The sequence below is a fragment of the Shewanella corallii genome (assembly GCF_023349125.1).
Taxonomy (GTDB): domain Bacteria; phylum Pseudomonadota; class Gammaproteobacteria; order Enterobacterales; family Shewanellaceae; genus Shewanella; species Shewanella corallii.
This window is the reverse complement of the sequence record NZ_JAKIKT010000007.1, coordinates 196,078-221,090: the sequence shown is the minus strand read 5'-3', so window position 1 is coordinate 221,090 and position 25,013 is coordinate 196,078. Positions and strand designations below refer to the sequence as shown.

General features: G+C 48.8%; 29 protein-coding genes. 17 read left to right on the top strand and 12 right to left on the bottom strand.

The window, feature by feature from the left end; genetic code table 11:
• Positions 1–107 precede the first annotated feature (107 nt).
• From L2725_RS17250 to L2725_RS17235, 4 genes are read left to right on the top strand one after another with little or no spacing between them, the layout of a single operon-like run.
• Positions 108–1,313, top strand: a complete 1,206-nt coding sequence (locus tag L2725_RS17250; protein WP_249250086.1) for an acyl-CoA dehydrogenase family protein — start codon at positions 108–110, stop codon at positions 1,311–1,313.
• Between the two features lie 8 nt (positions 1,314–1,321).
• A complete protein-coding gene (locus L2725_RS17245) occupies positions 1,322–2,452 on the top strand; it encodes an acyl-CoA dehydrogenase family protein (protein WP_249250085.1) in 1,131 nt (376 codons plus the stop codon).
• 38 nt (positions 2,453–2,490) lie between these two features.
• A complete protein-coding gene (locus L2725_RS17240) occupies positions 2,491–3,897 on the top strand; it encodes an aromatic ring-hydroxylating oxygenase subunit alpha (protein WP_249250084.1) in 1,407 nt (468 codons plus the stop codon).
• On the top strand, positions 3,894–4,376 hold the full coding sequence (locus tag L2725_RS17235; RefSeq protein WP_346429396.1) for a nuclear transport factor 2 family protein: 483 nt from the start codon (positions 3,894–3,896) through the stop codon (positions 4,374–4,376). The genes L2725_RS17240 and L2725_RS17235 overlap by 4 nt, the downstream gene beginning before the upstream one ends.
• A gap of 9 nt (positions 4,377–4,385) precedes the next feature.
• Here the strand turns inward: L2725_RS17235 and L2725_RS17230 are convergent, their stop codons facing one another.
• Positions 4,386–5,387 carry an MDR family NADP-dependent oxidoreductase gene (locus L2725_RS17230; protein WP_249250082.1) on the bottom strand — a complete coding sequence of 334 codons (1,002 nt, stop codon included), beginning with the start codon at positions 5,385–5,387 and terminating at the stop codon, positions 4,386–4,388.
• Between the two features lie 87 nt (positions 5,388–5,474).
• Here L2725_RS17230 and L2725_RS17225 point away from each other — a divergent pair, with 87 nt between their 5' ends.
• Positions 5,475–6,704 (top strand): NAD(P)/FAD-dependent oxidoreductase, encoded by a 1,230-nt coding sequence (locus tag L2725_RS17225; protein WP_249250080.1) that lies wholly within the window; start codon positions 5,475–5,477, stop codon positions 6,702–6,704.
• Positions 6,686–6,997 carry a 2Fe-2S iron-sulfur cluster-binding protein gene (locus tag L2725_RS17220; protein ID WP_249250079.1) on the top strand — a complete coding sequence of 104 codons (312 nt, stop codon included), beginning with the start codon at positions 6,686–6,688 and terminating at the stop codon, positions 6,995–6,997. The genes L2725_RS17225 and L2725_RS17220 overlap by 19 nt, the downstream gene beginning before the upstream one ends.
• Before the next feature lie 27 nt (positions 6,998–7,024).
• On the opposite strand, the gene L2725_RS17215 is transcribed toward L2725_RS17220, so the two are convergent.
• From L2725_RS17215 to L2725_RS17170, 10 genes are read right to left on the bottom strand one after another with little or no spacing between them, the layout of a single operon-like run.
• Positions 7,025–7,810, bottom strand: a complete 786-nt coding sequence (locus L2725_RS17215) for an enoyl-CoA hydratase/isomerase family protein (RefSeq protein WP_249250078.1) — start codon at positions 7,808–7,810, stop codon at positions 7,025–7,027.
• An 8-nt stretch (positions 7,811–7,818) separates the two neighbouring features.
• Positions 7,819–8,568, bottom strand: coding sequence for an SDR family NAD(P)-dependent oxidoreductase (locus L2725_RS17210; RefSeq protein WP_249250077.1), 750 nt, complete (start codon positions 8,566–8,568; stop codon positions 7,819–7,821).
• Positions 8,552–9,244 (bottom strand): lipoyl protein ligase domain-containing protein, encoded by a 693-nt coding sequence (locus L2725_RS17205; RefSeq protein ID WP_428985299.1) that lies wholly within the window; start codon positions 9,242–9,244, stop codon positions 8,552–8,554. Before L2725_RS17205 ends, L2725_RS17210 begins: the two co-directional genes overlap by 17 nt.
• On the bottom strand, positions 9,231–9,932 hold the full coding sequence (locus tag L2725_RS17200) for a 2-oxo acid dehydrogenase subunit E2 (RefSeq protein ID WP_249250075.1): 702 nt from the start codon (positions 9,930–9,932) through the stop codon (positions 9,231–9,233). Before L2725_RS17200 ends, L2725_RS17205 begins: the two co-directional genes overlap by 14 nt.
• Before the next feature lie 13 nt (positions 9,933–9,945).
• Positions 9,946–10,173 carry a lipoyl domain-containing protein gene (locus L2725_RS17195; RefSeq protein ID WP_249250074.1) on the bottom strand — a complete coding sequence of 76 codons (228 nt, stop codon included), beginning with the start codon at positions 10,171–10,173 and terminating at the stop codon, positions 9,946–9,948.
• Positions 10,174–10,187: 14 nt separating this feature from the next.
• Positions 10,188–11,204, bottom strand: a complete 1,017-nt coding sequence (locus L2725_RS17190; RefSeq protein ID WP_249250072.1) for an alpha-ketoacid dehydrogenase subunit beta — start codon at positions 11,202–11,204, stop codon at positions 10,188–10,190.
• Positions 11,201–12,208, bottom strand: coding sequence for a thiamine pyrophosphate-dependent dehydrogenase E1 component subunit alpha (locus L2725_RS17185; RefSeq protein WP_249250071.1), 1,008 nt, complete (start codon positions 12,206–12,208; stop codon positions 11,201–11,203). The genes L2725_RS17190 and L2725_RS17185 overlap by 4 nt, the downstream gene beginning before the upstream one ends.
• Before the next feature lie 5 nt (positions 12,209–12,213).
• Entirely contained in the window at positions 12,214–13,836 is a 1,623-nt protein-coding gene (locus L2725_RS17180; protein WP_249250070.1) for an AMP-binding protein, read from the bottom strand.
• Positions 13,837–13,853: 17 nt separating this feature from the next.
• The gene (locus tag L2725_RS17175) at positions 13,854–14,219 is read right to left on the bottom strand and encodes a nuclear transport factor 2 family protein (protein WP_249250069.1); all 366 of its coding nucleotides are present in this window, start codon (positions 14,217–14,219) and stop codon (positions 13,854–13,856) included.
• A gap of 19 nt (positions 14,220–14,238) precedes the next feature.
• The gene (locus L2725_RS17170) at positions 14,239–15,012 is read right to left on the bottom strand and encodes an SDR family oxidoreductase (RefSeq protein ID WP_249250068.1); all 774 of its coding nucleotides are present in this window, start codon (positions 15,010–15,012) and stop codon (positions 14,239–14,241) included.
• A 273-nt stretch (positions 15,013–15,285) separates the two neighbouring features.
• Between L2725_RS17170 and L2725_RS17165 the strand changes: the two genes are divergently transcribed.
• The 6 genes from L2725_RS17165 to L2725_RS17140 are packed head-to-tail and all read left to right on the top strand — an operon-like array spanning position 15,286 to position 19,234.
• Positions 15,286–16,050, top strand: a complete 765-nt coding sequence (locus L2725_RS17165) for an SDR family NAD(P)-dependent oxidoreductase (RefSeq protein WP_249250067.1) — start codon at positions 15,286–15,288, stop codon at positions 16,048–16,050.
• 14 nt (positions 16,051–16,064) lie between these two features.
• Positions 16,065–16,829 (top strand): ThuA domain-containing protein, encoded by a 765-nt coding sequence (locus tag L2725_RS17160; protein WP_249250066.1) that lies wholly within the window; start codon positions 16,065–16,067, stop codon positions 16,827–16,829.
• Entirely contained in the window at positions 16,822–17,385 is a 564-nt protein-coding gene (locus tag L2725_RS17155; RefSeq protein ID WP_249250065.1) for a VOC family protein, read from the top strand. The genes L2725_RS17160 and L2725_RS17155 overlap by 8 nt, the downstream gene beginning before the upstream one ends.
• Positions 17,382–17,870 carry a nuclear transport factor 2 family protein gene (locus L2725_RS17150; protein ID WP_249250063.1) on the top strand — a complete coding sequence of 163 codons (489 nt, stop codon included), beginning with the start codon at positions 17,382–17,384 and terminating at the stop codon, positions 17,868–17,870. Before L2725_RS17155 ends, L2725_RS17150 begins: the two co-directional genes overlap by 4 nt.
• The gene (locus L2725_RS17145; RefSeq protein ID WP_249250062.1) at positions 17,863–18,873 is read left to right on the top strand and encodes an NADP-dependent oxidoreductase; all 1,011 of its coding nucleotides are present in this window, start codon (positions 17,863–17,865) and stop codon (positions 18,871–18,873) included. The genes L2725_RS17150 and L2725_RS17145 overlap by 8 nt, the downstream gene beginning before the upstream one ends.
• Positions 18,874–18,886: 13 nt before the next feature.
• On the top strand, positions 18,887–19,234 hold the full coding sequence (locus tag L2725_RS17140) for a putative quinol monooxygenase (protein ID WP_249250061.1): 348 nt from the start codon (positions 18,887–18,889) through the stop codon (positions 19,232–19,234).
• Between the two features lie 75 nt (positions 19,235–19,309).
• On the opposite strand, the gene L2725_RS17135 is transcribed toward L2725_RS17140, so the two are convergent.
• Positions 19,310–20,362 carry an NADP-dependent oxidoreductase gene (locus L2725_RS17135; RefSeq protein ID WP_249250060.1) on the bottom strand — a complete coding sequence of 351 codons (1,053 nt, stop codon included), beginning with the start codon at positions 20,360–20,362 and terminating at the stop codon, positions 19,310–19,312.
• Positions 20,363–20,535: 173 nt separating this feature from the next.
• Between L2725_RS17135 and L2725_RS17130 the strand changes: the two genes are divergently transcribed.
• The 5 genes from L2725_RS17130 to L2725_RS17110 all read left to right on the top strand — a co-directional run bounded on the left by L2725_RS17130 (position 20,536) and on the right by L2725_RS17110 (position 25,009).
• Positions 20,536–21,774 carry a cytochrome P450 gene (locus L2725_RS17130; RefSeq protein WP_249250059.1) on the top strand — a complete coding sequence of 413 codons (1,239 nt, stop codon included), beginning with the start codon at positions 20,536–20,538 and terminating at the stop codon, positions 21,772–21,774.
• On the top strand, positions 21,771–22,526 hold the full coding sequence (locus L2725_RS17125) for an SDR family NAD(P)-dependent oxidoreductase (RefSeq protein ID WP_249250058.1): 756 nt from the start codon (positions 21,771–21,773) through the stop codon (positions 22,524–22,526). The genes L2725_RS17130 and L2725_RS17125 overlap by 4 nt, the downstream gene beginning before the upstream one ends.
• Positions 22,526–23,005 (top strand): MaoC/PaaZ C-terminal domain-containing protein, encoded by a 480-nt coding sequence (locus tag L2725_RS17120; protein ID WP_249250193.1) that lies wholly within the window; start codon positions 22,526–22,528, stop codon positions 23,003–23,005. Before L2725_RS17125 ends, L2725_RS17120 begins: the two co-directional genes overlap by 1 nt.
• 254 nt (positions 23,006–23,259) lie before the next feature.
• Positions 23,260–23,664 (top strand): MerR family transcriptional regulator, encoded by a 405-nt coding sequence (locus L2725_RS17115; RefSeq protein ID WP_283164348.1) that lies wholly within the window; start codon positions 23,260–23,262, stop codon positions 23,662–23,664.
• 175 nt (positions 23,665–23,839) lie between these two features.
• Positions 23,840–25,009 carry an isovaleryl-CoA dehydrogenase gene (locus tag L2725_RS17110; RefSeq protein WP_249250057.1) on the top strand — a complete coding sequence of 390 codons (1,170 nt, stop codon included), beginning with the start codon at positions 23,840–23,842 and terminating at the stop codon, positions 25,007–25,009.
• The last annotated feature ends 4 nt before the right edge of the window (positions 25,010–25,013 follow it).

The window sequence follows — 25,013 nt, the reverse complement described above, 5'->3', positions numbered from 1 at the left end:
TCCAATAAAAATACAGTCAGTTCTGTTTTTATAATAACAGAGTTTTAAGTGACGTCCATATGCCATCTATATCGGAGCAAACTAACCATAAAAACTAAGGGTTACTTATGAGCCTTGTACTAGATGAAAGGGAACTCGCATTCCAACAAGAGGTTCGGGAATTTCTTCAACACAACCTCACTGAAGAAATCCTGCATGAATCACTGGCAACCTCAGGAGTGTTCCCGGACAAAGAGCTGGCACTTGCCTGGCAACAGAAGTTGGCTGCCAAAGGTTGGGCCGCTCCTCTTTGGCCTGAACAGTATGGTGGTATCAACTGGACGCAAAAGCAGAAGTATATTTTTGAGGTAGAGTCGGCCAAAGCTGGCGCCCCTCTGACTATTCCTCTAGGACTCAAAATGGTAGGGCCTGTGATCATCAAATATGGCTCAGAGCAGCAAAAGCAACGCTTCCTACCCCGAATTTTATCCGGTGAGGATTATTGGTGCCAGGGCTATTCTGAGCCAGGCTCAGGATCAGATCTTGCCTCCCTGAAATGTAAAGCTGAACTAGTCGATGGGCATTACCTGGTGAATGGCAGCAAAATTTGGACAACTCATGCTCATTTTGCCAATTGGATTTTCTGTCTTGTCAGGACCAGTAAAGAGAAGAAGCCCCAGCAAGGCATCAGTTTTCTGCTTATTCCCATGGATACTCCGGGGATCTCTGTCAAACCCATCACCTCTATCAGTGGTCAGCACGACCTGAATGAAGTGTTCTTTGAAGACGTTAAAGTGCCTCAAGAAAACCTCGTTGGAGAACCAGGACAAGGTTGGACCTATGCCAAATACTTGTTGGAGCTGGAGCGTGGCGCTGGCGCAGCTTCAGCAAGGCTTAGAGCAAATTTAATCAGAGTCACCCGGCTTTGCCAGCAAAAATCTATGAATTCCACACAAGACTCCTACTTTGAGTCACTTTATGTCAATCGCCTGATAGAACTCGACGCTGCGATTACAGCCCTGGAATACACTGAGCTACGTGCCCAAAAACATTATGAGAACGGGTGTGAAAGTGGAGCTGAATCCTCACTGCTAAAAACCGAAGCCACAGAGATTGAGCAGCAACTGGCGAGGTTGGCGGTGGAACTGCTGGGGCCAGAAGCTATGGTCCTGAAACGGGAGAAACTATCAGACTCTCATTGGCCCATCCCAAAATTTCAGGACAGCTATTGGGCCGTTCCCCGCTACCTGAATAGTCTGGCAGCCTCCATTTATGGTGGCACCAACGAGATACAAAGAAACCTGATTGCCAGAACGATTTTAACCCGCTCATGAGGTCCCCCATGTTCTCTCAAACTGATTTCAGTAACGATATTGAACAACTTCTTGTTGAAAGCGCTGTCAGGTATCTGTCAGACAATTATGACTTTCACAACCACTATCAGAATATCAAATCAGGCAATCCGGTGAATCGTGATACCTGGCTCACGATGGCCGATCTTGGTTGGTTGGCAGTTCCCTGTGACGAAGCCTACGGCGGCTTGTCAGGCTCATATTCCGAGATGCTGTCCCTGTTGACAGTACAAGCAGAATATCTGGTGCTGGAACCTATGGCCAGCCAGTGGTTGACAGCCATATTAATTCAGGAGCTGGGCGATGAGCAGCAGAAGGAAACGTTTTTGCCCGGCATAGTCAATGGCTCAGTTCGTTGTGCGTTGGCTCTCTATGACGAAGGCTATGACTACCAAACCAATCACACTCTTATTGCAAATCATGGCGATGGTACTGCCACTACGAAAGGCGTTAAATCCTTTGTCACCGATACCCAGGATCTGACCCATATTTTGTTGCTGGCATCGGATTTGGCCCGAGGTGATGCTACATGGCTGTTATTGCCGGCTGATGAACCGGGTCTGAGCGTTAACCATTATGCTGGCGCAGATGACAGGCCTATGGGCAATGTTCAGATTGAAATCCCCAATTTGAAGCTTGATACATGTCTGCTCGACAGTGGTAACAGCCGTGAGTGTACTCAGCATATTTTCAATCTTGCCTTTGCCTTTAACTGTGCTGACAGCCTGGGTTGTATCAACAAACTATTAGAGGCAACCAGTCAATATCTTAAGGATCGAAACCAATTCGGCCAGCCGCTGGCCGAATTTCAGGCTCTACAACATAAATTGGCTGATATGTATATCGCCCATCAAAGAGCGACTTCTATGGCGTCCATGCTGACTGAGTCTCTCGCTACTTCTGACAGAGCAAATCACGACTACCTGCTGTCACTTGCCCACATTCAAATCCATGATGCTGCCAGATTTGTGGCAGAAGCTGCCGTGCAGCTTCATGGTGGAATCGGTGTAACGGAAGAGCTGAATGTAGGGCATTTCGCTAAGAGACTGATGTGTAACGCTCACAGGTATGGTGACCGAAACTTCCACCTTAACAGGTGCAACCAGAAGTTTACCCGTTAACAAAAACAACCGACTTTCCTCTTACTAAGGAGCAAATCATGACAGGCAAACGCAGTGGCAATCAGGGCATCAAGCCAGCCAGGCCAGAAGGTATCGAGTCAGTAGAGGCGTTATTTTTGCGCGAAGAGGGAAAGGTTGACGATTGTTTCCAAGAGCGATATCAAGACCTGGGCTCCGACAGTATCGACAGCCGGGTATTTACCAGTCGCCACTATTGCAGCCAGGAATACAAACTTATGTGGTCAAAGGTATGGCAGATGGCTTGTCGGGAGGAAGAGCTTCCCAGAGTCGGGAGTCATTATGTTTATGAGATTGGAAGACACTCATTTCTGATCATCCGGGGAGAAGACGACACCTTGAGAGCCTTCTACAATTCATGTCTTCACCGCGGCCGTAAGTTGAAAACCTCTCAGGGTTGCTCCAAAGAGATCCGCTGTCCCTTCCACGCTTATACCTGGCGTCTTGATGGTGAGTTAAAGCATATCCCCGCGCAGTGGGATTTTTGCCATATCAAAGAAGAGCAGATGACACTGCCACAGATCCGGCTTGCTACCTGGCAAGGCTTTGTATTTATCAATATGGATCCTGACTGTGCTCCACTTGAAGAGTATTTAGGAGAGATCACAGAGCACTTCGAACGCTGGCGACTGGACGAATGCAGCAAAGTTGTCCATGTTCGCAAACGTATTCCATGTAACTGGAAGGTAGCCATGGAAGCCTTTATGGAAGCTTATCATAGCCAGGCAACCCATCCACAGATCCTTAGCTTTAGCGCAGATGCCAACAGTCAGTACGATATCCTCGGTGACCATGTCAGCAGAGCGATACATCCCATGGGAGTACAAAGTGAATTCCTCCCAAAAAACTCCGTCAGCCAGCAACAGATTCTCGATACTCTTACACGCGGTTCCGGCCGGGTAGTCAGTGAACATGAACATCAACTGGAGGAGGGCCAGGCGGCTAGAGATGTGATGGCCAGAATGAGCAGGGACAACTTCAGCAAAGAAGATGGCCACAATTACGAGCGTGCAACCAATGCTGAGATGTTGGATGCCATTGTCTACAATGTGTTTCCCAACTTTTCGCCTTGGGGCGGCTATGTTCCCAACATAGTCTATCGTTGGTTACCGGATGGGGAAGATCCTGATTCCTGCTATATGGATGTGATGGTATTGAAGCGAAATAACAAAGACGCTGAAAGGGTTCCGCCCGTTCCCCTGCACAGTCTGGAGGAAGACGAAAAATGGTCAGATGCTGAGGAGTTGGGTGCTCTTGGGCCTATCTTCGACCAAGACATGGGCAATATGCCTTTCGTTCAATCAGGTATGCATGCTGCCAAAGAGAAAAAAATTGAGCTGGCGAATTTCCAGGAAGTCAGAATACGGCACACCCACAAGGTACTGGATATGTATATGCAGGGCTGGCAAGAGCAGGATGACTCGTGACCTGTTACTCGACTCAGGATAAAAGCCTACCCACCCAACAGCAGTCCACCTTGGATTTGGTGTCACGCTTTTATACCAGCCTCGAGGCCAAGGATATGAGCAGGTTTCTGGACACAATGCACGACAATGTCCAGCTTGATCTTTCAGGAGTTACGCCTCTATCCGGTCATATTGATGGTAAAGACACACTGTGCAACCAGGTTTTCCCTTTGTTGATGGAACAGCTTGCTGATGACTTTCAATTCTGCACCAAATGGAAGGTTATGTGCTCCAATGGTGAGATGGCCGTCGCGATTATGGAGGCCAGAGGAAACACCAAGTCAGGCAAGAATTACGACCAAAGATACTGTCATATTTTCCGGGTCACTGAGGGCAGGATAAGTCGACTATGGGAGTTCTACGATAGTGAGCTGGTCAGAAACAGCCTATTCGATGGGGAGAATGAGCTTACTCCTCTATTTCCCCCATTCGAATTCTAATTGGTCTATTCAGGTTTTGACCAGCACCTTACCAGTGTTGCTGCCATCAAATAGCGCGTTCAAAGCATTGGGGAGAGATTCAACCCCGGTAAACATCTCTTCCCGGTTTATCAGAAGTCCGGCGTTGTATTGAGTCATTATCCATTCAATTGCCGGTTCAAACTCATCCAGATAGTCCAATACAATAAAGCCCTGCATCAATGCACTACGATGCACAAGCGCAAAGTAATTTGCTGGCCCAGCCGGTTTTTCAGTCGCATTGTAAGTTGCAATTCCACCACAAAGCACAACTCTGGCGCCTTTACGGAGACGGGAGAGGCAAGTATCCAGTATGTCGCCACCAACATTATCAAAGTAGATATCTATTCCTTCAGGACAGAGTTCGTCCAGCCGGGCTTTGACATTCTCACTATGTCGGTTGATAACAGCATCAAACCCCAATTCCCGGGTCAACCAAAGACTTTTGGCATCACTGCCTGCAATCCCTATCACTTTACAACCAGCCAACCTGGCCAACTGACCGGCCACTGATCCCACCGCGCCTGCTGCCGCAGACACTACAAAAGTTTCTCCGACTGATGGCCTGGCGATTTTGGTCATACCAAAGAATGCCGTTAACCCGGTAATCCCGGCCATCCCAAGCTGAATGGAAGATGGCACAGGCTCAGGCAAGGCAGTTCGAAGCTCTGTCATTTCAGGATTAATATCCGCTATCTCTTGGGCGCCAAGGTTACCAATCACTTTTTGCCCTACGGTAAAACCAGCATGCTCGCTCTGGATCACCACGCCAATCCCAAAAGCATGTAAAGTATCTCCAGGCGCTAGCCTCGGCATGTAATCGGTACGATTTGTCACCCAACCGCGCATCGCAGGCTCCACGGAAATATACTCCACCGCTACCCTGATAAACCCGGGTAACAATTCTCCAACGTCCCGCACCTTCAGCGCCAAGTCGCCGTCTGACAAGGCTCCTACAGGCGTCCTGTGCAAAACAATAACTTTATTTTTCATGCCGGTGTCCATTTAGTGCAACTAACGGTGGATCGAAACAATAAATTAACATAGACTTAATAAAAAACAATCATGCCGTTTTGTTTTATGGGTAATAGACAGAAAATCGTCATTATTGGAGCCAGCCATGCCGGCTGCAACGCCGCATTCCAGCTGAAGCAACATATCCCTGGGATAGAAGTTACTCTTCTCAGTGATGAGTCCTGCCTGCCCTATCACAGGCCTCCACTCTCCAAAGCGCTGGTAAAAGGGGAAGTACAGGCAGAACAAATTCAGCTCAAATCCCCATCAGCATTTGATGAAGCTGGGATAGAGTTAAGGCTGAATTACTCTGTGAAAGAGATTGACCGTAAGCACAGGCTGATTAATGGCGAACTCAACTATGACAAGTTGATACTGGCGACAGGCGGAGCACCGCGTCCTGTCAGAATTCCGGGCCTGGAGTCGGACAAGCTGGTTTATCTCAGAGACATGTCAGACACTCTGGCGCTCCAAAAGCGGCTCGAAAACACTCAGCACATCACCCTTGTGGGCGGAGGATATATCGGTCTGGAACTCGCAGCCAGCCTGATCCAAATGGGTAAAAAGGTCACCCTGGTAGAAGCAGCCAGCAGAATATTAAACCGGGTGACAGCCGCTGAGGTGAGTGATTTTTTTCAAACCTACCACCAGCGACGAGGTGTCCACTTTTTAATCGGGCAGCAGATTGAACAAGCCACATTACTTCAAGATGGCAGGGCCAGCCTTCGCTCATCTGATGGGGAGTGTTTCATAACCGATCTTGTAGTAGCTGGAATAGGCATGTTGCCAAATACCTATCTGGCTTCAAAGGCAAAGCTTGAGACAGATAATGGCGTATTAGTGAATCAATATGGTCAAACATCAGATCACAATATATATGCCATTGGAGATTGCGCTAGCTACCCTCACCCGGACCATCCCGGGCTCAGAATAGAGTCTGTTCAAAGTGCCGTTGAGCAAGCCCGAATTACCGCTGCACATATCACTCAGCAGGACTTTAAGCCCCACGATCTTCCCTGGTTCTGGACTGACCAATATGACCTGAAAATGAAAATGGCCGGGATAAATACAGGCCATGATGCGACTGTACTGAGGGGGAGTGTCAGCGATGGTCAATTCAGTTGTTTCTACCTGCGCAATGGTGTGGTTATCGCTGCCGATTGCGTCAATCAACCCGGTGAATTTATGGCCTCAAAGCGGCTTATCGCACAAGGAGGAAGAGTACCGGCAGAGATGCTCAGTAACTCATCCATCAGCATGAAGGAGATAATTACACTATGTCACCAATCAAAATAATCGATGCCTCAGGCCAATGCCATGAGCTGCCAAGAGCTGGCGCATCAAATCTGATGCAGTTGGCGGTCAATCATAATATCGAAGGAATTGATGGCGAATGCGGTGGCTGCTGCTCCTGTGCCACATGCCACGTGGGATTGTCCCAACAAGATTTTGAGCGTCTGCCTGCGATGCATGAAGATGAGCAAGCACTGCTTGAGTATGTGCCTAACTCGACTCCTACCAGTCGCCTTGCCTGCCAACTAAAGCTGACTGATATCCCTGAAGGGCTGAATTTTAATGTGATTTCTTAACACTTCCCTGCTGACCTTTGTCCGCCTTTAATCCTGAATAGAGGATTTGTAATTGGCGGGCCTTTTTTCCATAAAAGCCCGAATCCCTTCAAGCAGATCATCTGAAGCTATACCCTTTATAAAAGCTTGTTTTTCGGCTTCCATATGGGCGCGGCGCTCATTTTGATCCCTATTCATAAGCTGTTTGATACGCGCCAGTGCATGGGGAGATTTTAAACAGATCCTTTGCTGCCAGCGGCTGATACAAGCCGACATTCCCCCGATACTGACAACCTCATTAACCAGACCTATATTCATGGCATCTTCTGCCGTAAAGGGCTCGCTGAACATAAGTAGCTCCCTGGCTTTCTTTTCTCCGCAAATACGGGGCAAAGTATAACTGGCACCGCCGTCTGGGCTGGCCCCAATGGCAGAATACGCCAGGGTAAAAACACAGGACTGTTCAGCAATGGCAAAATCACAATGACTGAGCAAACTGATGCCAAACCCTGCACAGCTACCTTCGACCACAGCAACCACTGGTACCGCTAAGGCGCGAATTTGATCTATCAGCCCGTGGGCTGCATCAATCAAACAGGCAACATCCCTGGCATCCTCTCTGGACACAGCTTGCTCAAGAAAGGTGATATCCCCTCCAGCCATAAAACAGCCCTCCCCCCTGAGCAGCAGCATCCTGACACTGCTGTCAGCCACGCTCTCAAGCTGATCTCGCAGTTCTGCGGCCATCTCCAGGGATAGCGCATTTCTGGTCGCCACCGACCGGAGCGTCAACAGGGCGATTTCTTCTTTGATTGTCAGTTCTGTCAGTTGCATAACTCACCTCAAGTCGAGTATCCACCGTCAATGTTGTAGCAGCCGCCAGTGCACATCCGGCTTTCATCAGAAATCAGAAAACGCATAATGCCTGCCACTTCAGATGGATTAACCAAGCGTGCCAGAGCCTGACGCTCCAAGCTTTTCTCAATGGCTCCCGGAGGCAGCATACTGCGAATATGCTCTATCATTCGCCCTTCGACACCACAGGGGTGAACCGTATTCACCCGGATATTGTCTGCTCCCAACTCCAATGCCAATGAGCGCATTATCCCAACCACTGCATGTTTGCTGGTGATATAAGCCGATACAAAGGGAGAGCCTGTAACCCCTCCAACAGAGGAGGTAATGACAATACTTCCGCCTCCGCTCGACTGCATCGCCTTAGAGACATGTTTGACGCCCAACCAAACACTTCTGACATTGACTGCCATCACTTTGTCAAAACTATCGACATCAGCGTCAGCTATCGGCCCCATTTGTCCTTCTATACCAGCATTGGCCAGGAAGCCGTCCAACTTGCCGAATTGCTTCATCGCCTCGGATACAATCTCAATATTGGTGGTTTCTTCAGTGATGTTACCGTCGACCAAGCGACATCGTTCCGCTGAGAAATGTTTGAACTTTTCTTGAAGCTTTCTCTGACTCAAGTCTGTCAGTACAAGTTGTGCGCCCTGCTGATAAAACAAGTTAGCTGCAGCTTCACCTACATTGCCGCATGCCCCCGTAATGATGACGCTCTTATTGGCCAAACTCATATTGGCTCCCACTGTATTGCAGCCCGATTTGTCGGGCAAAATTCGCAAAGGTGTTGTCTGATTTATTGATCGAACCAACCAGGCTCTGCAAGTCCATCAGTGCTTGTCTTCGGTAAGCCATTGGCTTACCTGCCAATCGGTAAAACTCGTTGATTAGATTCAGCTCCCTATGGTAGTCGGGGGAGAGGACGATGGAGATATGACCAAGCACCTTGCACTCACCTTTCCGCCTCTGCCAACGCTGAGCGGTACCAGCCAGTTTCTTCCCGCCAACCGCGATATTGAAGCTGCCATCACAAAATGCACCATCTACGGCGTGCAGTTGACTGGAAATCCCCTGCTGGCCAAGCCAATCCATCATGGGCCGACACATCAGCCGGTAACTTTCCGGGATAGACGTTTGTCCCTGTAATCGCCATATAAGGGTGAGATTAAACAAGGATTGACTCTGGAAAACCGCACTGCCGCCAGATTTGCGCACCAGGGTTTCTACACCGTCCCGCCTTAACACTTCTACCGCTTCAGCATAAGTTGGCAACAAGGTATCTTTTTGACTTACAGCCAGCGCGGGGAGTGACTGCCAAATGGTGAGTTGAGGATGTTCTGCCCGGCATAATGCAGACAATTCCCCGTCCAACTGGTCACCTAAATCTACCGGTGAGTCAAGTATTGTCACTTGCAATATGTAACTCCCCGCCGGCTCCAAGCTTCTCTATTGCCATTGCTAAATCCGATAAAAACTCACCGGCAGGCTGGCCATCAATAGCCTGATGATCACAGGTCAAAGACAGTCCCATCATCGACCTTACGACAATTTCTCCAGAGTCGAGACAAACAGGTTGCCGCTGAATACTGCCAATCCCCAGGATTGCCAACTGACCAGCATTGAGAATCGGTGTAAAGTACTTCACTCTGGTTAAGCCCAGATTACTGATGGTTATCGTGCCCCCTGTCATTTCTCTTGGGAACAGATGATTGGAATTGGCTCGGGCGATCAAATCACGCCGCTGGGCGCTGATCTCCTCAATGCTCATCTCCTGGATGTCAAACAGCACGGGAGCTGCCAGCCCTCCGGGGATAGGCGTTGCAATCGCAACATTAATTGCCTCTGACAGATGAATAACCCCATCGGCGATATACCCATTCATCCCACCGTGTCGTTTCAAAGTCTCTTTCAGGCACAAAATAAGCAAGTCCTCGACCCCAATGGCGACTTTTTTTTCCCGTTTAAATTGTGCTTTCAGGCTTAATAATCCGGTAGCATCAACATCTGTGACAAAGGTCAGCTGCGCAGCTTGCTGCAGGCTTTGCATCATATTGGACGCAATCATGCCCCTCAGGCCTTTGAGAGGTATCTTCTGCATAGGTTGACCTCACTTATTCAATATCAGCAACGTGATCGCCCGGCTCAACGGTACTGTCAGCCTCGACCAGAATTCTTAATACGCCTGACGCGGGTGCTACAAAGTCACTCTGGATTTTTTCCACCATTAACTCACAGATAACATCACCCACTTCAACCTCTGCACCATCACCGTATATCCAGGTGACAATGACACCTTCTTTGCCCTCGTCCCATTGATCATTTGGAATTGTTACTTTCATTGTTTTCACCTGTGTTATTTCGATAAAACTCGTCTAACTGCTTCCTGAATACGCTGACTGGTCGGTAATATGTGCTGTTCCATTGGGCGGGAATAGGGAATGGTGACATCAGGATTGGCTACCCGCACCGGTGCTGACTTCAAAACTGTAGGATCCAACTCAGCAACGCTGGCAATAACCTCCGCAGTAAAGCCATAGCTTTGGTAATCCTCATCCGCCACAATCAGATGCCCTGTCTTAGCAACCGACTTAAGAATGCTCTCCCTATCCAATGGCACCAAAGTTCGTGGGTCTATCACTTCGACATCAATCCCTTCGTGTGCCAACTTCTCAGCAGCATCCAGTGCCTGATGAACAGTCCAGCTGATAGCAACGATAGTGGCATCAATGCCTTCACGAACAACTTTTGCCTCACCAAAGGGCAATGTGTATGGCTCGCTGGGAATTTCTGACATGGTGCCAGGAATAGGTTTGCCAAAAAATCCCACACCGGACAGTTTTTTATGACCGATATAGACGACAAAATCATCACTGCGAATTGCCGCATGCATAAACCCTTTGGCATCGTAAGCATTGGAGGGGGCGACAACTTTCATCCCGGGCATATGTGCCAGACAGGCATGAAGAGCCTGGGAGTGTTGGCCGCCATTGTTATAACCACCACCACTGCCCAACATAAGGACCATGGGAACTTTCACCTGACCATTGGATAGGTAATGATGCTTAGCCGCCAGATTAACGATTGCGTTATAGCAAACCCCAATGAAATCAATAAACGCCAACTCGACAATAGGCCTCATACCTGCAATAGCCGCGCCTGTAGCCAGGCCAATAAAGCCGGTTTCCGAAATCGGCGTATCCAGAATACGATCGGCGCCAAACATCTCCCCCAACCCATCTGCTGTACCGAATACACCGCCAAACTTGTAGACATCCTCACCCAGCATAAATACCCGGGGATCCTGCTCCATCTCCCACATCACAGCTTCGCGGCCAGCCCGGGCCATTGTTAATGTTCTTGAACTGGTCATATGTTTGCCCTACCTGTAATTTCATCGACAAAGTTACCCGACAACGCGTTTTCGGCGTCAGGGAGAGGACTGGCTATGGCAAACTCCACCGCCTCATCCACTTCAGCTTTGACCCTCGCCTGTAATTCATCCGCCTCAGAAGCAGTCAGTACCCCCTCGGCTTCCAACTTGGCTCGGTAGTCCAGAGTGCAATCTCTAAATGCCGCCTTCTCCTCATCAGGTACATAGTGCTGGGGGTCCCCCAGCATGTGGCCCTGCAAGCGATAGGTCTTCAGTTCAAGGATCACGGGGCCAGAGCCGCTGCGAGTATGCCTCAGTGCTTTACTCATCGCGGCGTGAATATCCTCAGGATCATTGGTATCTACATAGAGTCCCAGTGCATTATAGGCAGCCGCACGATCGCTGTTACGAGCCACCGCCGTTGATGCTGACTTGGCAACACTGACTCCCCAATTGTTATCTTCAACCACACAAACAAAGGGCAGCTTGTAGACGCCAGCCATATTCATCACTTCATGAAACGCCCCTTGATTCACTGCGGCCTCTCCAAGGAAGCAGACTCCAACCCCCGGATTACCCTGCATGCGGCAAGCTAAAGCCATACCCGCTGCAGGACCCATGCCCTCAGCGATAATGCCGCTGGAACTAAAGTTATGCTTAGCGGAATAAAGATGCATATGCCCTCCTTTACCTCCGCTCAATCCATTGGCCTTACCCATGATTTCACACAGTATTTGCTTTATTTCCAGCCCCCTGGCCACCGCCGTGTGATGGGGCCTGTGGGTAGCAGTTATCCAATCGTCACCGGTCAACGCCGAGACAGTGCCAACGGCACAGGCCTCCTGACCATGGGAACTATGGATCTCACCGGGAATTAACCCAGCAGCGATGTCAAAAACAGGAGTTTTGTCCCGGTAGTAAAGCTCCATAATTCGGTCATCCATATGCCGGCTGGCCAGCATGGTCTCCAACATCCAGATTCTGGTTTGTCGATCGAGTGACATGGCGATTACCCCATTAATTGTTGTGAATCTACCACCAGCCCTGAGACCTGTTCTCTGAGCTGATATTTCTGAACTTTGCCCGAAGGGGTTTTCGGCAGAGCGTCCACCAGCACTATGTGCTGTGGCCACTTCTGTTTGGCCAATCCTGCGTCGGCACACTGTTGACGAATATCATTCAAAGTGACGTCCGCACCACCCGAGACCAGGAAAGCACATACAGTTTCTCCCAGTCTAAGGTGGGGGATGGCAACACAGGCTACTTCGCGGACCTCACCCAGACCCGCTAACACGTCCTCTATTTCACGGGCACTGATGTTCTCTCCCCCCCGGATGATCAGGTCCTTCTTTCTGCCTGATATCACCAGCGCTGACTCCTTAGTCAGATATCCCAAATCCCCGGTTTTGAAAAAACCCTTATCGTCAAATGCATCCAGGTTGTCATCAGGGTCAAGATAGCCGCACATCATGGCTGGCCCCCTGGCGCAAACTTCCCCTTCTTCATTAAAAGGAGCGTCATGCCCCCCTTGGTTAACAATTCGCACCTGATAGCGAAATACATGCCCATCCGTGTTGGCCGCCAGGTTTTCCTGTCCTGGCAACAGAAAACCCAGGGTTACAATGGGCGTTTCACTGCTGCCATAGACACGGATAGCCTGACAATTGGGTAGTATTCTGGTGGCATCAAATATCACTTTTGGTGGCACCACTGCACCGCCACAGGCAAACAGTCTAAGAGAGGAAAGCTCAGTATCAGACTGACTTTGATGTTCAGTCAGTTCCTGCAGGAAAGGGGTAGCTCCAACACAAACAGTCGCCCCAATTTCATCAATCCAACGTGCTGCTGCTGTGACCTCCCATGTCTCCATCAATGCAGATGGCGTGCGATTGAAATAGGGAACTTCGAGGCCAAAGGTGTAACCAGTGATATGAGTTACGGGAGAGGGCATAAACATTTTGTCGCCATCGGTCATGGACCAGAAGTCACAACAGTTTTGAATGGCCCATGCAAGACTTCTATGACTGTGTAACACCCCTTTGGGTGACCCCGTAGTGCCCGAGGTAAACAGCAACAGCTTAATCTCATCCATGTCGGCTTCGACTGGCTCCAGGTCCTTGCCGTATATCAGCTGAGAATCATAGTCATCATTTCCGGGAGAAGATGGCCTGACAATAATCACCTTCTCAAGACAGGGCACATCCGGACGCAATTGCTCCAACATATGCCGATAGTTAAAACCCCGAAACGTCTCAGGGACAAACAACACCCTGGCCTTGGCCTTGTTCAACATATATTTGAGTTCATGCCCCCGGTATATGGGAACAATGGGATTAACCACAAGACCCAGGCAGGATGCAGCCAGGTTAATAATCACAGCCTCATACCAATTTGGCAGTTGAAAGCTGACCACATCACCCTTTTTCAGCCCCATAGCTTTAAAGGATTGGGCCAGGGCCATGCTATCCACCCAGGTCTGACCAAAGCTGATACAGGTTCCATCTTCAAAATAGTGGGCAACGGCATCCGGGGTTTGCTCCGCCCTCAGTTTGGCTGCTTGCGCAATGGTGTTAAAGGGCCAGGGAGTCGCGAGACTATTTCTCTCTGGGTATTGATAAGAGTGATTCAACACTGTGCCGTCCTCTGCTGCTAATACATCAGGTCCTGAATAATGCCTGCCGATGTCTGTGCCTTAATCTTCCCTTCCTGCAAAAAGAAACTGTCACTGGCAAAACTTATCTCATGACTGTTGGATTTAGCGCTCCACACCAGATACCCCACATCTCCTTCCACCAGCAGTTGGTCTACGGTCCAGGTGGTTTTCTCCGGTGGAATAATGCCTGCCAGAAAACCGGCAAACACCTCTTCGATAGCGGCTTTACCTTTAATGACACCGGTAGCCATCACCAAAATGGCGTCATCATCAAAATCTGCCATGACTCCATACAGATCTCCCTGCTGAAGTTTTTCCAGATGCTGCCTGATAATCCTTTCGTTACTCTGTGTTGTTGTCATACCTTCCTCCCAAACCTGTTCAGGCGATGGACTGACCGCCATCAATTGAAAGTTGCGCTCCGGTGACAAAACTTGAATCGTTGGACAGCAGATACAGCACCCCCTGGGCAATATCCCCTGCACTACCGCAATGACCTACAGGGTGGCTGGAGTCAAACATCTGCTGGGCTTGTTCGAGCGTGCCGTCTCCCTTCATCATCTCCAAATAACGTTCAAGCATAGGTGTATGAATAGCTCCCGGGTGGACTGAGTTACAGCGGATGTTTAATCCCTGCTCACCACAATGCAGAGCCACACACTTGGTTAATGCATCAACACCAGCCTTACTGGCGCAGTATGCTGAGGTAAATGAATGAGGCTTAAGACTCATGGCAGATGAAATATTGACAATGGCATTAGACTCGTCATTCTGCTTCATGGCTTTGACACAATAGTGATTAGCCAAGTAGGCACCGTCGAGATTGACGCTGAGGATTTTCCGCCACAGACTGAAGTCTGTTGATTCTATATCTCCCGGCAGACTGATCCCGGCACAATGTGCCAACAGATTCAGCTTGCCAAACTTGTCCAGAACATAATCTATCAACTGCTGCCAATCCTGCTCACTAATGACATCCATCACGAAACAGCTGGCCTCTCCCGGCAACTCCCTAGCAATAGATGAACCACGATCGATATCCAGATCAGCCAATACCACTGTGGCGCCATTTTCAGACAACACCCTCGCGCATTCGGCACCAATCCCGGAAGCTCCTCCGGTTACAATCGCCACTTTATCTATTAGTTTTAGCATCGCTTGAACCTTTATTATGTGTACTTCAGCCACACATAAAATTCAGACATGACTGTTTATTTATTGTTCAGAGATAACATCAAAGAACTTGAGTGGCAATAGCCTGACCACAGTCATTTTGCTAAATAAATGACCAAAAAATCATCATCACGTTGAATTTAAATGGATAACTTCGGCATCAAAACAAAAACATGCAAGACTGTTTTTATTGTGATAGGTTAACAAAAAACCAACAGTTCAAAATCGGTAACGACAATATTAAGGGGACTGGTTATGAATCTTTATCTTGAAGGCAAGAAGGTAATCATCACAGGCGGAACTAAAGGTATTGGTCGGGCCTGCGTTTTACAATTTTGCGCAGAGGGAGCAGAAGTCAGCTTTTGTTCCCGTTCGCAACAAAGTGTGGAGGCTTTGGAAGCCGAGATCAGAGCCCTTGGAGGAAAGGCCCACGGTAAAGCGGTCGACCTTTATGATAAAGACGCCTATCTGCTCTGGCTCAAGCAGGCCGCTGAAGAGATGAGAGGTGTTGATATTTTTGTGTCCAACGTGACCGGAGGAACCGCACTCGGCATGGACGCCTGGGGCGCTTGGAAAGAGTTTTTTGACGTTGACCTTATGTGTGCTGTTGATGGTTTCGAGACTCTGCATCCTTACCTGTCTGAGTCCAAATTTCCGGCGGTCACCTTTGTATCCTCTACCGCAGCCATCGAGTATTTCCCCCCTTCTCCGCCCGGTTTTATGGCCCTTAAGTCCGCCTTGATAACCCACGCAAAAACCCTGGCTCATCACCATGGTAAAACCGGTATCAGGGTTAACACTGTTAGCCCCGGCCCTGTTTATGTAAACGGTGGTGCCTGGGAGTTTGTCGAAAATGAAATGTCAGAGCTCTATCAATCAACCTTATCCCAGATCCCCCTTGGCAGAATGGGCACACCCGACGAGGTAGGAAGCCTGATAGCCTATTTGTCCAGTCCCCTTGCCAGTTTTATAACCGGCAGCAATCTGGTGATAGATGGTGGTTTGCGTAAAGGTCTTTAAATAGAGGAAGGCCCATGAAACCGAAACGTATAAACGCTTATCTGGTTTGTGGCGGCGAATATCATGATATGGATTTCGCTCGGCTTGAACTACTTAAATTATTGGCAGAGCATCCTAATGTCAGGGTGAAGGTGGGCAGTGATTACAGTGATATTAAAACGATCGTTCAGTCAGATTTTCTGATTACTTACACCTGTAACGTGCTGCCTGATGCTAATCAGGCCCAGTTGCTCAAAGCCTGGTTGAGTGGGGGGCACAGATGGTTTGCGCTCCACGGCACCAACTCGGTGTGTCGCTTTCTCAGCCTGGACCCAGTCTGTGTTGGCACTCCCAGAGAATCGCCGCTGTTTATGGAGATGTTAGGTAGCCAGTTTCTCGCTCATCCTCCAACCTCTGACTATAAAGTATATGTCACCAATGCTGAGCATCCGCTCACCAGGGGGGTATCTAACTTCATCACCTGTGATGAACTCTACCTGTCCGAGTTTCATGGAGAGCATGAGTGCTTATTACACACCTTCTTTAATGGCACAGCAGACGACTTTGATGAAGGCAAGCAGTGGCAAAACGATGAGCCCCGTCCTGTGATGTACCTTCATCCATATCATCAGGGCCAGGTGCTTTATCTGACGCTCGGTCATTGTCGCGGCACTTATGATATGCAACCACTGGTTGACGAATATCCCAATATTGAACGTTGCAGTTGGGAACTCGATGTCTATTATTTGCTGCTCAGAAGAGGCATAGAGTGGTGTATGCAGGGTGAGGCCAATGCCTGAGTCGCCCCGGGGTTCAAATGCCGGGGTCTTTAGTCGCATCCCTGAGCTGTTTCAGGTTGCCTATGTGGTTCCGGATATCTATTCGGCTATACAGCGCTGGAACAAAATTGGTGTCGGCCCCTTCTATGTATTTTCCCACTTAAAGTTCCGCACCATGAGTTTTATGGGCAAAACCAGTAATCCCGACGTATCTATCGCTCTATCATATTACGGCAACATTCAGCTGGAGCTTATCCAGCAGCACGACCGTGCGCCCTCAATATACAGCGACTTTATCAAATGGTTTCCAAACGGCGGCCAACAGCATCTTGGGGTCATCTCTGATAACTATGAGTCAGATCTCGCTTATCTTGAAAACATAGGTATCAAGGTTGTTCAGCAAATTGAAATGCCCGATGGGCAAAAGGCCTCATACGTCAATGGTGACCGGGCCCCGGATATTATGATCGAGGTTATCGAAAGGACTGATAATTTAACTAACCTGTTCGAGAAAATAAAAAATCATTGTGAACAATGGGACGGCCACAGTGGTTATATCGATGTGGGGGTTCCATGAGTAATAACGCATCCAGTTGTTGCAGAGATGAAATCCGCGAGCTTATGGCACGTTATGCAGATGCCATACATAGGGTCGATGGCGAAGACTGGGCACAATGCTGGCATCCTGATGCTCATTGGATAATCAGTTCCCTCGACTCTCCGCCTAATCAGGAGGAACTCACTGGCCAGCAATCAATAAAGCAATTTTGGTTGACTGCCATGGAACATTTCAAATTTGTTGAACATAAGGTCAGTAGCCACAGTATCTCACCCCAAATGGAACAAAACCGGGCCTCAGGTCGCTGCTACGTAAACGAAAGCTTTGAATACCTTGGCAACAGGTTCGATCTCTTTGGTGTTTACAACGATGTGTATATAAAAGGAGAGAATGGCTGGTTGTTTCTAACACGCAAATTCAACTTACTCAGAGTAGATGAAGCAGGAAAACCAACCGTTCGATACTGTCATCCCAATAGAACAGAGAACCCTTACCATGCATAAGCAGATCGTCCTGGCCAAGAGGCCTAAAGGTAAATTACTTGCTTCAGACTTTGAGCTTGAAACCGTGCCACTCCCCACTCTGTCAGATGGAGAGGTATTGGTACGTAACAGTTATCTGTCTATGGATGCTGGCTTTCGTTACTGGATGAACGAAGGCAGTGGTAATAATATCCTGCCTGCAATGACTCTGGGAGAACCGGTTCAGGGCGTAGTTCTGGGCCAGGTGGAAGCTTCCAGAAATCCCAGGTTTCAGCCGGGACAAAAGTTAATGGCCAGACTCGCCTGGCAAGAGTATTCGGTGCTTACCCCTGATAATGACGCTGTCTATCCGGTCCCGGGGGGTTGGCCCTGTGCCGACAAGTTATTCCTGGGTGTACTGGGTGAAACCGGTATGTCGGCATACATTGGCACCGAAGACATAGGTAAGTTACAGCCGGGACAAACGGCTCTTATTAGTGCTGCGGCAGGAGCTGTGGGGATAGTAGCCGGGCAAATCAGTAAAATACGCGGCGCAAAAGTCATTGGTATTGCTGGTAATGATAAGAAAGCCCAAAAGCTGATATCCGAGTTTGGCTTTGATGCCGTGATTAATTATAAAACCTGCGGAGATCTTACCACAGCTATCGCCGAAGTATGTCCCGATGGTATTGACTTCTACTTCGATAACATTGGTGGAGACATGCTCAAATCGGCTATTGATAATCTGGCACAAGGGGCCCGAATAGCTCTTTGTGGTGCGATTTCCGGCTATGACCAAACACAGGCTCAACCCGGCCCCAGCAATCTGTTTAACCTGATTACCAAGCAAGCGACAATGACGGGCTTAATGACTCATTTCGATGCACAGCGATACAACCAAATAAGGTCACAACTTTTCAATTGGCTGGATTCAAATCAGCTGAAAAATGCTGAAACCCTATATCAGGGGATTGAGTCAGCTCCCGCGGCATTCAGCGCCATTTTCCATGGTTCAAACTTTGGCAAGTCTATCGTTGAAATTTAAAGATTACCAAGCTATGAAAGTACTGATTTCCGGAGTTATTCGCATCTCCCCCCACCAAAGAGAAGAAGCCTTGAGACAGGCTTATCCTTACATACAGGATGCATTAAAGGAACCTGGATGTATCGCCTATCAATGGAGTGCTGACGTCAATGAGAGCGACCTTATCTATGTTTATGAAGAGTGGGAGTCACAACATCACCTTCAATACCATTTTAGCGCCCCCTCTTATCTTTCTATGCTGGCACACCTTGGCAACTATGAGATAACTGAAACCAGAGTTTACAAGTATCTTTGCAGCCAAAAACAACCTGTATATGATTTGGATGATAGACCGACGGCCTATTTCTCCAATGGTCAATAAACCGCATTCTCCAAGTCCTGAGTCATTGCTCATTTCTAATTAAACCGCGCGGCATCAATGATGCCGTTTAGATAATTATTCCCGGTCAAACTCCAGCTCGACAATCAACTTGCCCTGATTACGACCACTAAACAGCTTTAAAAAACTGGCGGGAATATTGTCAAAACCTGTATGCAAATCGACTTTGTTACGGATTTTCCCCTCAGCTAACCACTGACCAATTTTCAACGCAGCCTCGGGCATTTGCTCAACATAATCTCGGATAAGAAAGCCCTCAATCCTGGCGGACTTTACCAGCAACTTCCAGATGTTCTCCGGACCGGAGCCCACCTCCTCGTTATACTGGGAAATCAAACCACAAATGATTACCCTGCCGCGCTCGGCGATGTTATCCAGCACAGCCTCAAGGAAATAGCCACCCACATTTTCGAAGTAGATATCCACACCTTCGGGACAAGACTTGGCTATCGCGCAACCCAATAACTCCCGATTGTTGTTGTCTTTGTAGTTTATGGCATCATCGAAACCCAACTCATCCTTTAGCCAACGACATTTCTCGTCGCTACCAGCAATACCAACCACTCTGCATCCTTTTAACTTGGCAATCTGGCCAACAATAGAACCTACAGCCCCCGCAGCACTGGAAACCAATACTGTATCTCCCGGTTTAGGCTCTCCTACATACAGCAAGCCAAAATAAGCTGTCATGCCTGTGGCTCCGAGCACGCTCAGCAACCAGGTATTGGGTACTCCCAAATCTTTAGGCATCTTGGTCGCAAAGCTGTGTATATGGCGGATATCTCCAAGCTTGGTGTACTCCTCCCAGGCATTAAGACCAAGTACCAGATCGCCCACCTCATAATCCGGGTTACGACTGGCAACCACTGTACTGAGAGTACTGGATCGAACAGGGTCACCAAGCGCTATAGGTGGCATGTAACTGTCTTCGTCAGCAGACATCCACCCCCTGATTGCCGGATCCAGCGAAATCAAGTCATTTCTCATCAAGAGCTCCCCAGGCTCAAGGGGAGTGACTGGACTTGTCACCACCTCATAATCAGACTCATTCGGCAATCCTACAGGGCGGCGCTTTAACAGGATCTGTCTATTTTTCAGAGGGTAACCCATAAATAAATACCTTTTTAGTCAGTAACTTTTCCCAAACACGCTCAGGGCTCGCTTATTAATCCATGATAAATAACAAACAAACAATTCTGTTTGTTATTGATGTATCAGGATAGCTGTGATAACACTAAATACAAGAGTTTATTTTTTAATCAGACTGAAAATTGGGAATATCCATGCAAGATCAAATTCAAAACATTGATTTTTTTGCACCGGAGACAATTCAAAACCCTTTTGTGGCGAATAAAATTGCCAGGGAACAGGCTCCCGTCTACAAAATCCCGGGAATGGACAATACTTTTATGGTGTTTTCCTATGAGCACGTCCTTGAAGTCACATCTCAACCTGATCTGTTTTCAAGTAAGTCCTCCAGTCCCCTACTTGGAAAATCCCTTCACAGTGAAGAGTGCCGACGTATTTATGCTCAGGGCTGGCCACAAACCGCTACCCTACTGACCAATGATCCCCCATCCCACGACAGATTCAGAAAACTGGTCAATCACGCCTTTACCTTTGCCAAAGTTCAGCGCATGTCAGCTCGTATCGAAGAGACCTGTCATAGCCTTATCGACAGCTTTGTGCAACATGGTCAGTTTGAGGTCGCTCACCAGTTCTCCATCCCTTTGCCTGTCAAAGTAATCGGCGATCAGCTTGGGATCCCGCAACAGGAGCATCATTTGGTGAAGGAGTGGTCAGACGCTTTTGTGGGATTACTTGGCAGTATGCAAACAGAGGAAGAAGATCAGGCCTGTGCCCGCAGAGTAGTTGAGTTTCAGCACTACATGAAAAATTGCCATGACCAGCGAAGAAGTAAGCCAACCGATGATATGCTCAATGATCTCGTCTATGCCAAAACCGAAGATAGCAACTCACTTTCCACTTCCGAACTCCTTAACGTATCCCAACAGCTTCTGGTTGCCGGCAATGAAACCACAACCAATCTGATCACGGGAGGCATGTTGCTGTTGGCTGAGCACCCTGATCAGATGCAGCTGGTCAAAGAAGACCCGAGTCTCATCCCCAATATGGTGGAGGAGATGCTCAGACTCGAATCTCCGAGCAATACCATGTGGCGTACAGCTACCCAAGACACTCGCCTGAACGGCGTGGAGATTCCCGCCAACGCAACTGTATTGGTAAGGTTTGGCTCCGCAAATCGAGATGAAACGGTATTCGAGAACCCGGACAAGTTTGATGTTACCCGCTCGTTTACACGTAAACACCTGGCGTTTGGCAACGGTATCCACACTTGTATAGGCGCCATGCTCTCTCGAAAAGAGAGTAGTATTGCCTTCAAACTGTTATTGGAAAGGCTAAACAACATCCGACTGACTCCAGGTAAAAATAAGTTCCGTCGGTTCCCCAACATTCTGCTCCGGGGACTTGAAACCCTGCATCTGGACTTTGACTCATGAGCACGGAAACTCACAGCAAAACAGTCTTGGTTACAGGCGCCGCAACAGGTATCGGCAAGGCCATTGCTGAAGCTTTCTGCAATTGTGGCTATAACACAGTATTTGCAGATATTAACCTGGGCGAAGCGGCTCAAAACGCTAAACGTTTCCAGCATGCTTCAGCCATAACTCTCGATGTTACTCAAGAAGCAGACTGGCAAACAGCGACTACTGAAATTGTAGAGCGCTATGGTTCACTCAACTGTGTGGTCAACAACGCCGGAATAGGTCTTCCTTTGAATATTGAAGAGATAGACCATGAGCACTGGCAAACCATACTGAATGTCAACCTGACCGGTACCATGTGGGGTTGTAAGTATGGCGTCAAACTCATCAGCCAATATGGAGGCAGCATAGTCAATATCGCCTCTGTACTTGGAAAACGCCCTGTGGCTAATGTCCCCGCCTATGGTGCAAGTAAAGCCGGAGTTATCAACCTGACCCAGAGCACAGCACTCTGGTGTGCTGAGCAAAATTACCCCGTTAGGTGCAATGTGATCCTGCCCGGCTATATAAGAACAGCCTTGATGGAAAAAGCGCTCAGCGAAGCAATTAACCCGAAGGAGTTACTTAAACACTTCGCCAGTCTGCACCCTATGAATCGACTGGGCACAGCTGAAGAGATTGCAAACGCAGCAGTCTTCCTTGATTCCGAAAGAGCCAGTTTCATCACGGGCTCGGTGTTACCCGTAGATGGAGGAAACACCATTTGATGAATGATGAATCAAGCCTGCTGAAGTATCTCAACTCATTAGTCGGGACCCCTTTGCCAGCCAGCAATTGGCGCCATATATCTCAAGAGGATCTAGATATCTTCGCCCTTAGTACGGGCGATACTCAGATGATTCATACCGATAGTGACTATGCAAAAGCGTCTGGTTTAGATGGCACTCTGGCACATGGTTTCTATCTGCTTTCTCTGATGGCCACCTACCTGAATGAGCAAATGGCAGGATTAAAAGGGCTAAGCATGGGCCTCAATTATGGACTGAACAAAGTCAGATTCACGTCCCCAGTCCTGTGCGGAAACAAGATAAATATTCAGGGTTGTGTCAAGCACCTTGAAGCCAGACCCAATGGATACCTCCTTAACCTGGCAATGCACATCAATATTCAGGGAAAACAGCCCCCTGCTTTGGTAGCTGATTGGTTGGTACTGTTGAGAGAAAAGGAGCTTAAGGACTGGATCTAGTCACTCAACAATCCAAGCATTTCCTTCCCCAACCTTCAGTTAACAGTAACAACAAACCAGCACTATGTTCTGTTATGCTCACAATCAACAACCCTATTCGCTAATATTCACGTACTTTCCCCCACTCCCCCAGAGATCCGGCTCCCTGACGCGGCAATTTCTGTTGACACTTTGTTAACAGGAGTGGGCCTGCAAACATTTACCTTTACGTAAACTTCATATATCGTTCAGTAAAAATAGACTGTGAGCTGCCGATGAATACTAATCAAGCCCTGCAAACAACATATTCGATCAGTGACTTATCGAAAGAGTTCGATATCACCACCCGGAGTATCCGGTTTTACGAAGATCAGGGGCTGCTGAAACCCAAACGCCGTGGCCAAACCCGGATCTACAGCCTTAAAGACAGAGTTCGTCTCAAGCTGATCCTGCGGGGCAAGCGCCTGGGATTCTCTCTGGCAGAGACCCGTCGCCTGTTTGAGTTGTACGACGCCGACAAGACCAGCACGACGCAGCTTAATACCATGCTGGAACTGATTGAAGAGAAGAAAACCTCACTGCAACAGCAGATGGATGACATCAAAGTGGTGCTGATGGAACTGAACTCCGCTGAGCAACAGTGCCTTGCCGCGCTGGAGGAAAACAAAGTACAGGGATAATACCCAGTCACAAAATGTAAACGATAAAAGCAATACCAGCTGTACCCGACCCAAACAATAATAATCATACTGGGTAAACAGCCAGATGGCCGGTTGCCTTGCAGGTCGGGACAGTGTCGAAGGAGCTTTCCTTCGAAAAAACACAAGACCCAACAAGACGCAAGGATACTTGACCATGAGCCAACTCTACACCAGCCTCAACTTCGGATTGGGTGAGGAAATTGACATGCTGCGGGATGCAGTCAGCCAATTTGCCACCAACGAAATTGCCCCGCTCTCAGCCAAAGTCGATGAACAAAATGCCTTTCCCAATGAACTCTGGCCTGTGCTGGGTGATATGGGCCTGCTGGGCATTACAGTGGATGAAGAGTATGGCGGCGCCAAAATGGGCTATCTGGCCCATGTGGTTGCCATGGAAGAGATCTCCCGGGCCTCAGCTTCCATCGGCCTCTCCTACGGCGCTCACTCCAACCTGTGTGTTAACCAGATTGCCCGCAACGGTAACAGCGAACAAAAAGCCAAATACCTGCCCAAGCTGATCACAGGTGAGCACATAGGTGCGCTGGCCATGAGTGAGCCCAACGCTGGTTCTGATGTGGTCTCAATGAAGCTTAACGCCCGCAAAGAGGGCGACCGTTATATCCTCAATGGCAACAAGATGTGGATCACCAATGGTCCCGATGCCCATACCTATGTGATTTATGCCAAAACCGATGCCGACAAAGGCCCACACGGCATTACTGCCTTTATCGTTGAGCGTGGCTTTAAAGGTTTCAGCCAGGCCCAGAAGCTCGACAAGCTGGGGATGCGTGGCTCCAATACCTGTGAGCTGGTATTCCAGGATTGTGAAGTACCGGAAGAGAACATTCTCGGTGGCCTGAACAACGGCGTTAAGGTGCTGATGAGCGGTCTGGATTATGAGCGCGTGGTGCTCTCCGGTGGCCCGCTGGGCATTATGACCGCCTGTATGGATATCGTGGTGCCTTACATGCACGAGCGTCAGCAGTTTGGTAAATGCATCGGCGAGTTCCAGCTGGTACAAGGCAAGCTGGCGGATATGTATACCGGCATGAATGCTGCCAAGTCCTACATCTACAACGTGGCTCAGGCCTGTGACCGTGGCGAAACCACCCGCAAAGATGCCGCGGGCGCGATTCTTTACTCTGCTGAGCTCGCCACCAAGATGGCGCTGGATGCCATTCAGCTGCTGGGCGGTAACGGTTATATCAATGAGTACGCCACTGGCCGCTTGTTGCGTGATGCCAAGTTGTATGAAATTGGCGCCGGTACCTCAGAGATCCGCCGTATGCTGATTGGCCGCGAACTGTTTAACGAGTCCCGCTAAGCCA

Excerpts from the sequence above, each read along its gene's own strand:
- L2725_RS17250 (WP_249250086.1), top strand. The coding sequence starts at position 108 with ATGAGCCTTGTACTAGATGAAAGGGAACTCGCATTCCAACAAGAGGTT.
- L2725_RS17245 (WP_249250085.1), top strand. The coding sequence starts at position 1,322 with ATGTTCTCTCAAACTGATTTCAGTAACGATATTGAACAACTTCTTGTT.
- L2725_RS17240 (WP_249250084.1), top strand. The coding sequence starts at position 2,491 with ATGACAGGCAAACGCAGTGGCAATCAGGGCATCAAGCCAGCCAGGCCA.
- L2725_RS17230 (WP_249250082.1), bottom strand. The coding sequence starts at position 5,387 with ATGAAAAATAAAGTTATTGTTTTGCACAGGACGCCTGTAGGAGCCTTG.
- L2725_RS17225 (WP_249250080.1), top strand. The coding sequence starts at position 5,475 with ATGGGTAATAGACAGAAAATCGTCATTATTGGAGCCAGCCATGCCGGC.
- L2725_RS17220 (WP_249250079.1), top strand. The coding sequence starts at position 6,686 with ATGTCACCAATCAAAATAATCGATGCCTCAGGCCAATGCCATGAGCTG.
- L2725_RS17215 (WP_249250078.1), bottom strand. The coding sequence starts at position 7,810 with ATGCAACTGACAGAACTGACAATCAAAGAAGAAATCGCCCTGTTGACG.
- L2725_RS17210 (WP_249250077.1), bottom strand. The coding sequence starts at position 8,568 with ATGAGTTTGGCCAATAAGAGCGTCATCATTACGGGGGCATGCGGCAAT.
- L2725_RS17200 (WP_249250075.1), bottom strand. The coding sequence starts at position 9,932 with ATGCAGAAGATACCTCTCAAAGGCCTGAGGGGCATGATTGCGTCCAAT.
- L2725_RS17195 (WP_249250074.1), bottom strand. The coding sequence starts at position 10,173 with ATGAAAGTAACAATTCCAAATGATCAATGGGACGAGGGCAAAGAAGGT.
- L2725_RS17190 (WP_249250072.1), bottom strand. The coding sequence starts at position 11,204 with ATGACCAGTTCAAGAACATTAACAATGGCCCGGGCTGGCCGCGAAGCT.
- L2725_RS17185 (WP_249250071.1), bottom strand. The coding sequence starts at position 12,208 with ATGTCACTCGATCGACAAACCAGAATCTGGATGTTGGAGACCATGCTG.
- L2725_RS17175 (WP_249250069.1), bottom strand. The coding sequence starts at position 14,219 with ATGACAACAACACAGAGTAACGAAAGGATTATCAGGCAGCATCTGGAA.
- L2725_RS17170 (WP_249250068.1), bottom strand. The coding sequence starts at position 15,012 with ATGCTAAAACTAATAGATAAAGTGGCGATTGTAACCGGAGGAGCTTCC.
- L2725_RS17165 (WP_249250067.1), top strand. The coding sequence starts at position 15,286 with ATGAATCTTTATCTTGAAGGCAAGAAGGTAATCATCACAGGCGGAACT.
- L2725_RS17160 (WP_249250066.1), top strand. The coding sequence starts at position 16,065 with ATGAAACCGAAACGTATAAACGCTTATCTGGTTTGTGGCGGCGAATAT.
- L2725_RS17155 (WP_249250065.1), top strand. The coding sequence starts at position 16,822 with ATGCCTGAGTCGCCCCGGGGTTCAAATGCCGGGGTCTTTAGTCGCATC.
- L2725_RS17150 (WP_249250063.1), top strand. The coding sequence starts at position 17,382 with ATGAGTAATAACGCATCCAGTTGTTGCAGAGATGAAATCCGCGAGCTT.
- L2725_RS17145 (WP_249250062.1), top strand. The coding sequence starts at position 17,863 with ATGCATAAGCAGATCGTCCTGGCCAAGAGGCCTAAAGGTAAATTACTT.
- L2725_RS17140 (WP_249250061.1), top strand. The coding sequence starts at position 18,887 with ATGAAAGTACTGATTTCCGGAGTTATTCGCATCTCCCCCCACCAAAGA.
- L2725_RS17135 (WP_249250060.1), bottom strand. The coding sequence starts at position 20,362 with ATGGGTTACCCTCTGAAAAATAGACAGATCCTGTTAAAGCGCCGCCCT.
- L2725_RS17130 (WP_249250059.1), top strand. The coding sequence starts at position 20,536 with ATGCAAGATCAAATTCAAAACATTGATTTTTTTGCACCGGAGACAATT.
- L2725_RS17125 (WP_249250058.1), top strand. The coding sequence starts at position 21,771 with ATGAGCACGGAAACTCACAGCAAAACAGTCTTGGTTACAGGCGCCGCA.
- L2725_RS17120 (WP_249250193.1), top strand. The coding sequence starts at position 22,526 with ATGAATGATGAATCAAGCCTGCTGAAGTATCTCAACTCATTAGTCGGG.
- L2725_RS17115 (WP_283164348.1), top strand. The coding sequence starts at position 23,260 with ATGAATACTAATCAAGCCCTGCAAACAACATATTCGATCAGTGACTTA.
- L2725_RS17110 (WP_249250057.1), top strand. The coding sequence starts at position 23,840 with ATGAGCCAACTCTACACCAGCCTCAACTTCGGATTGGGTGAGGAAATT.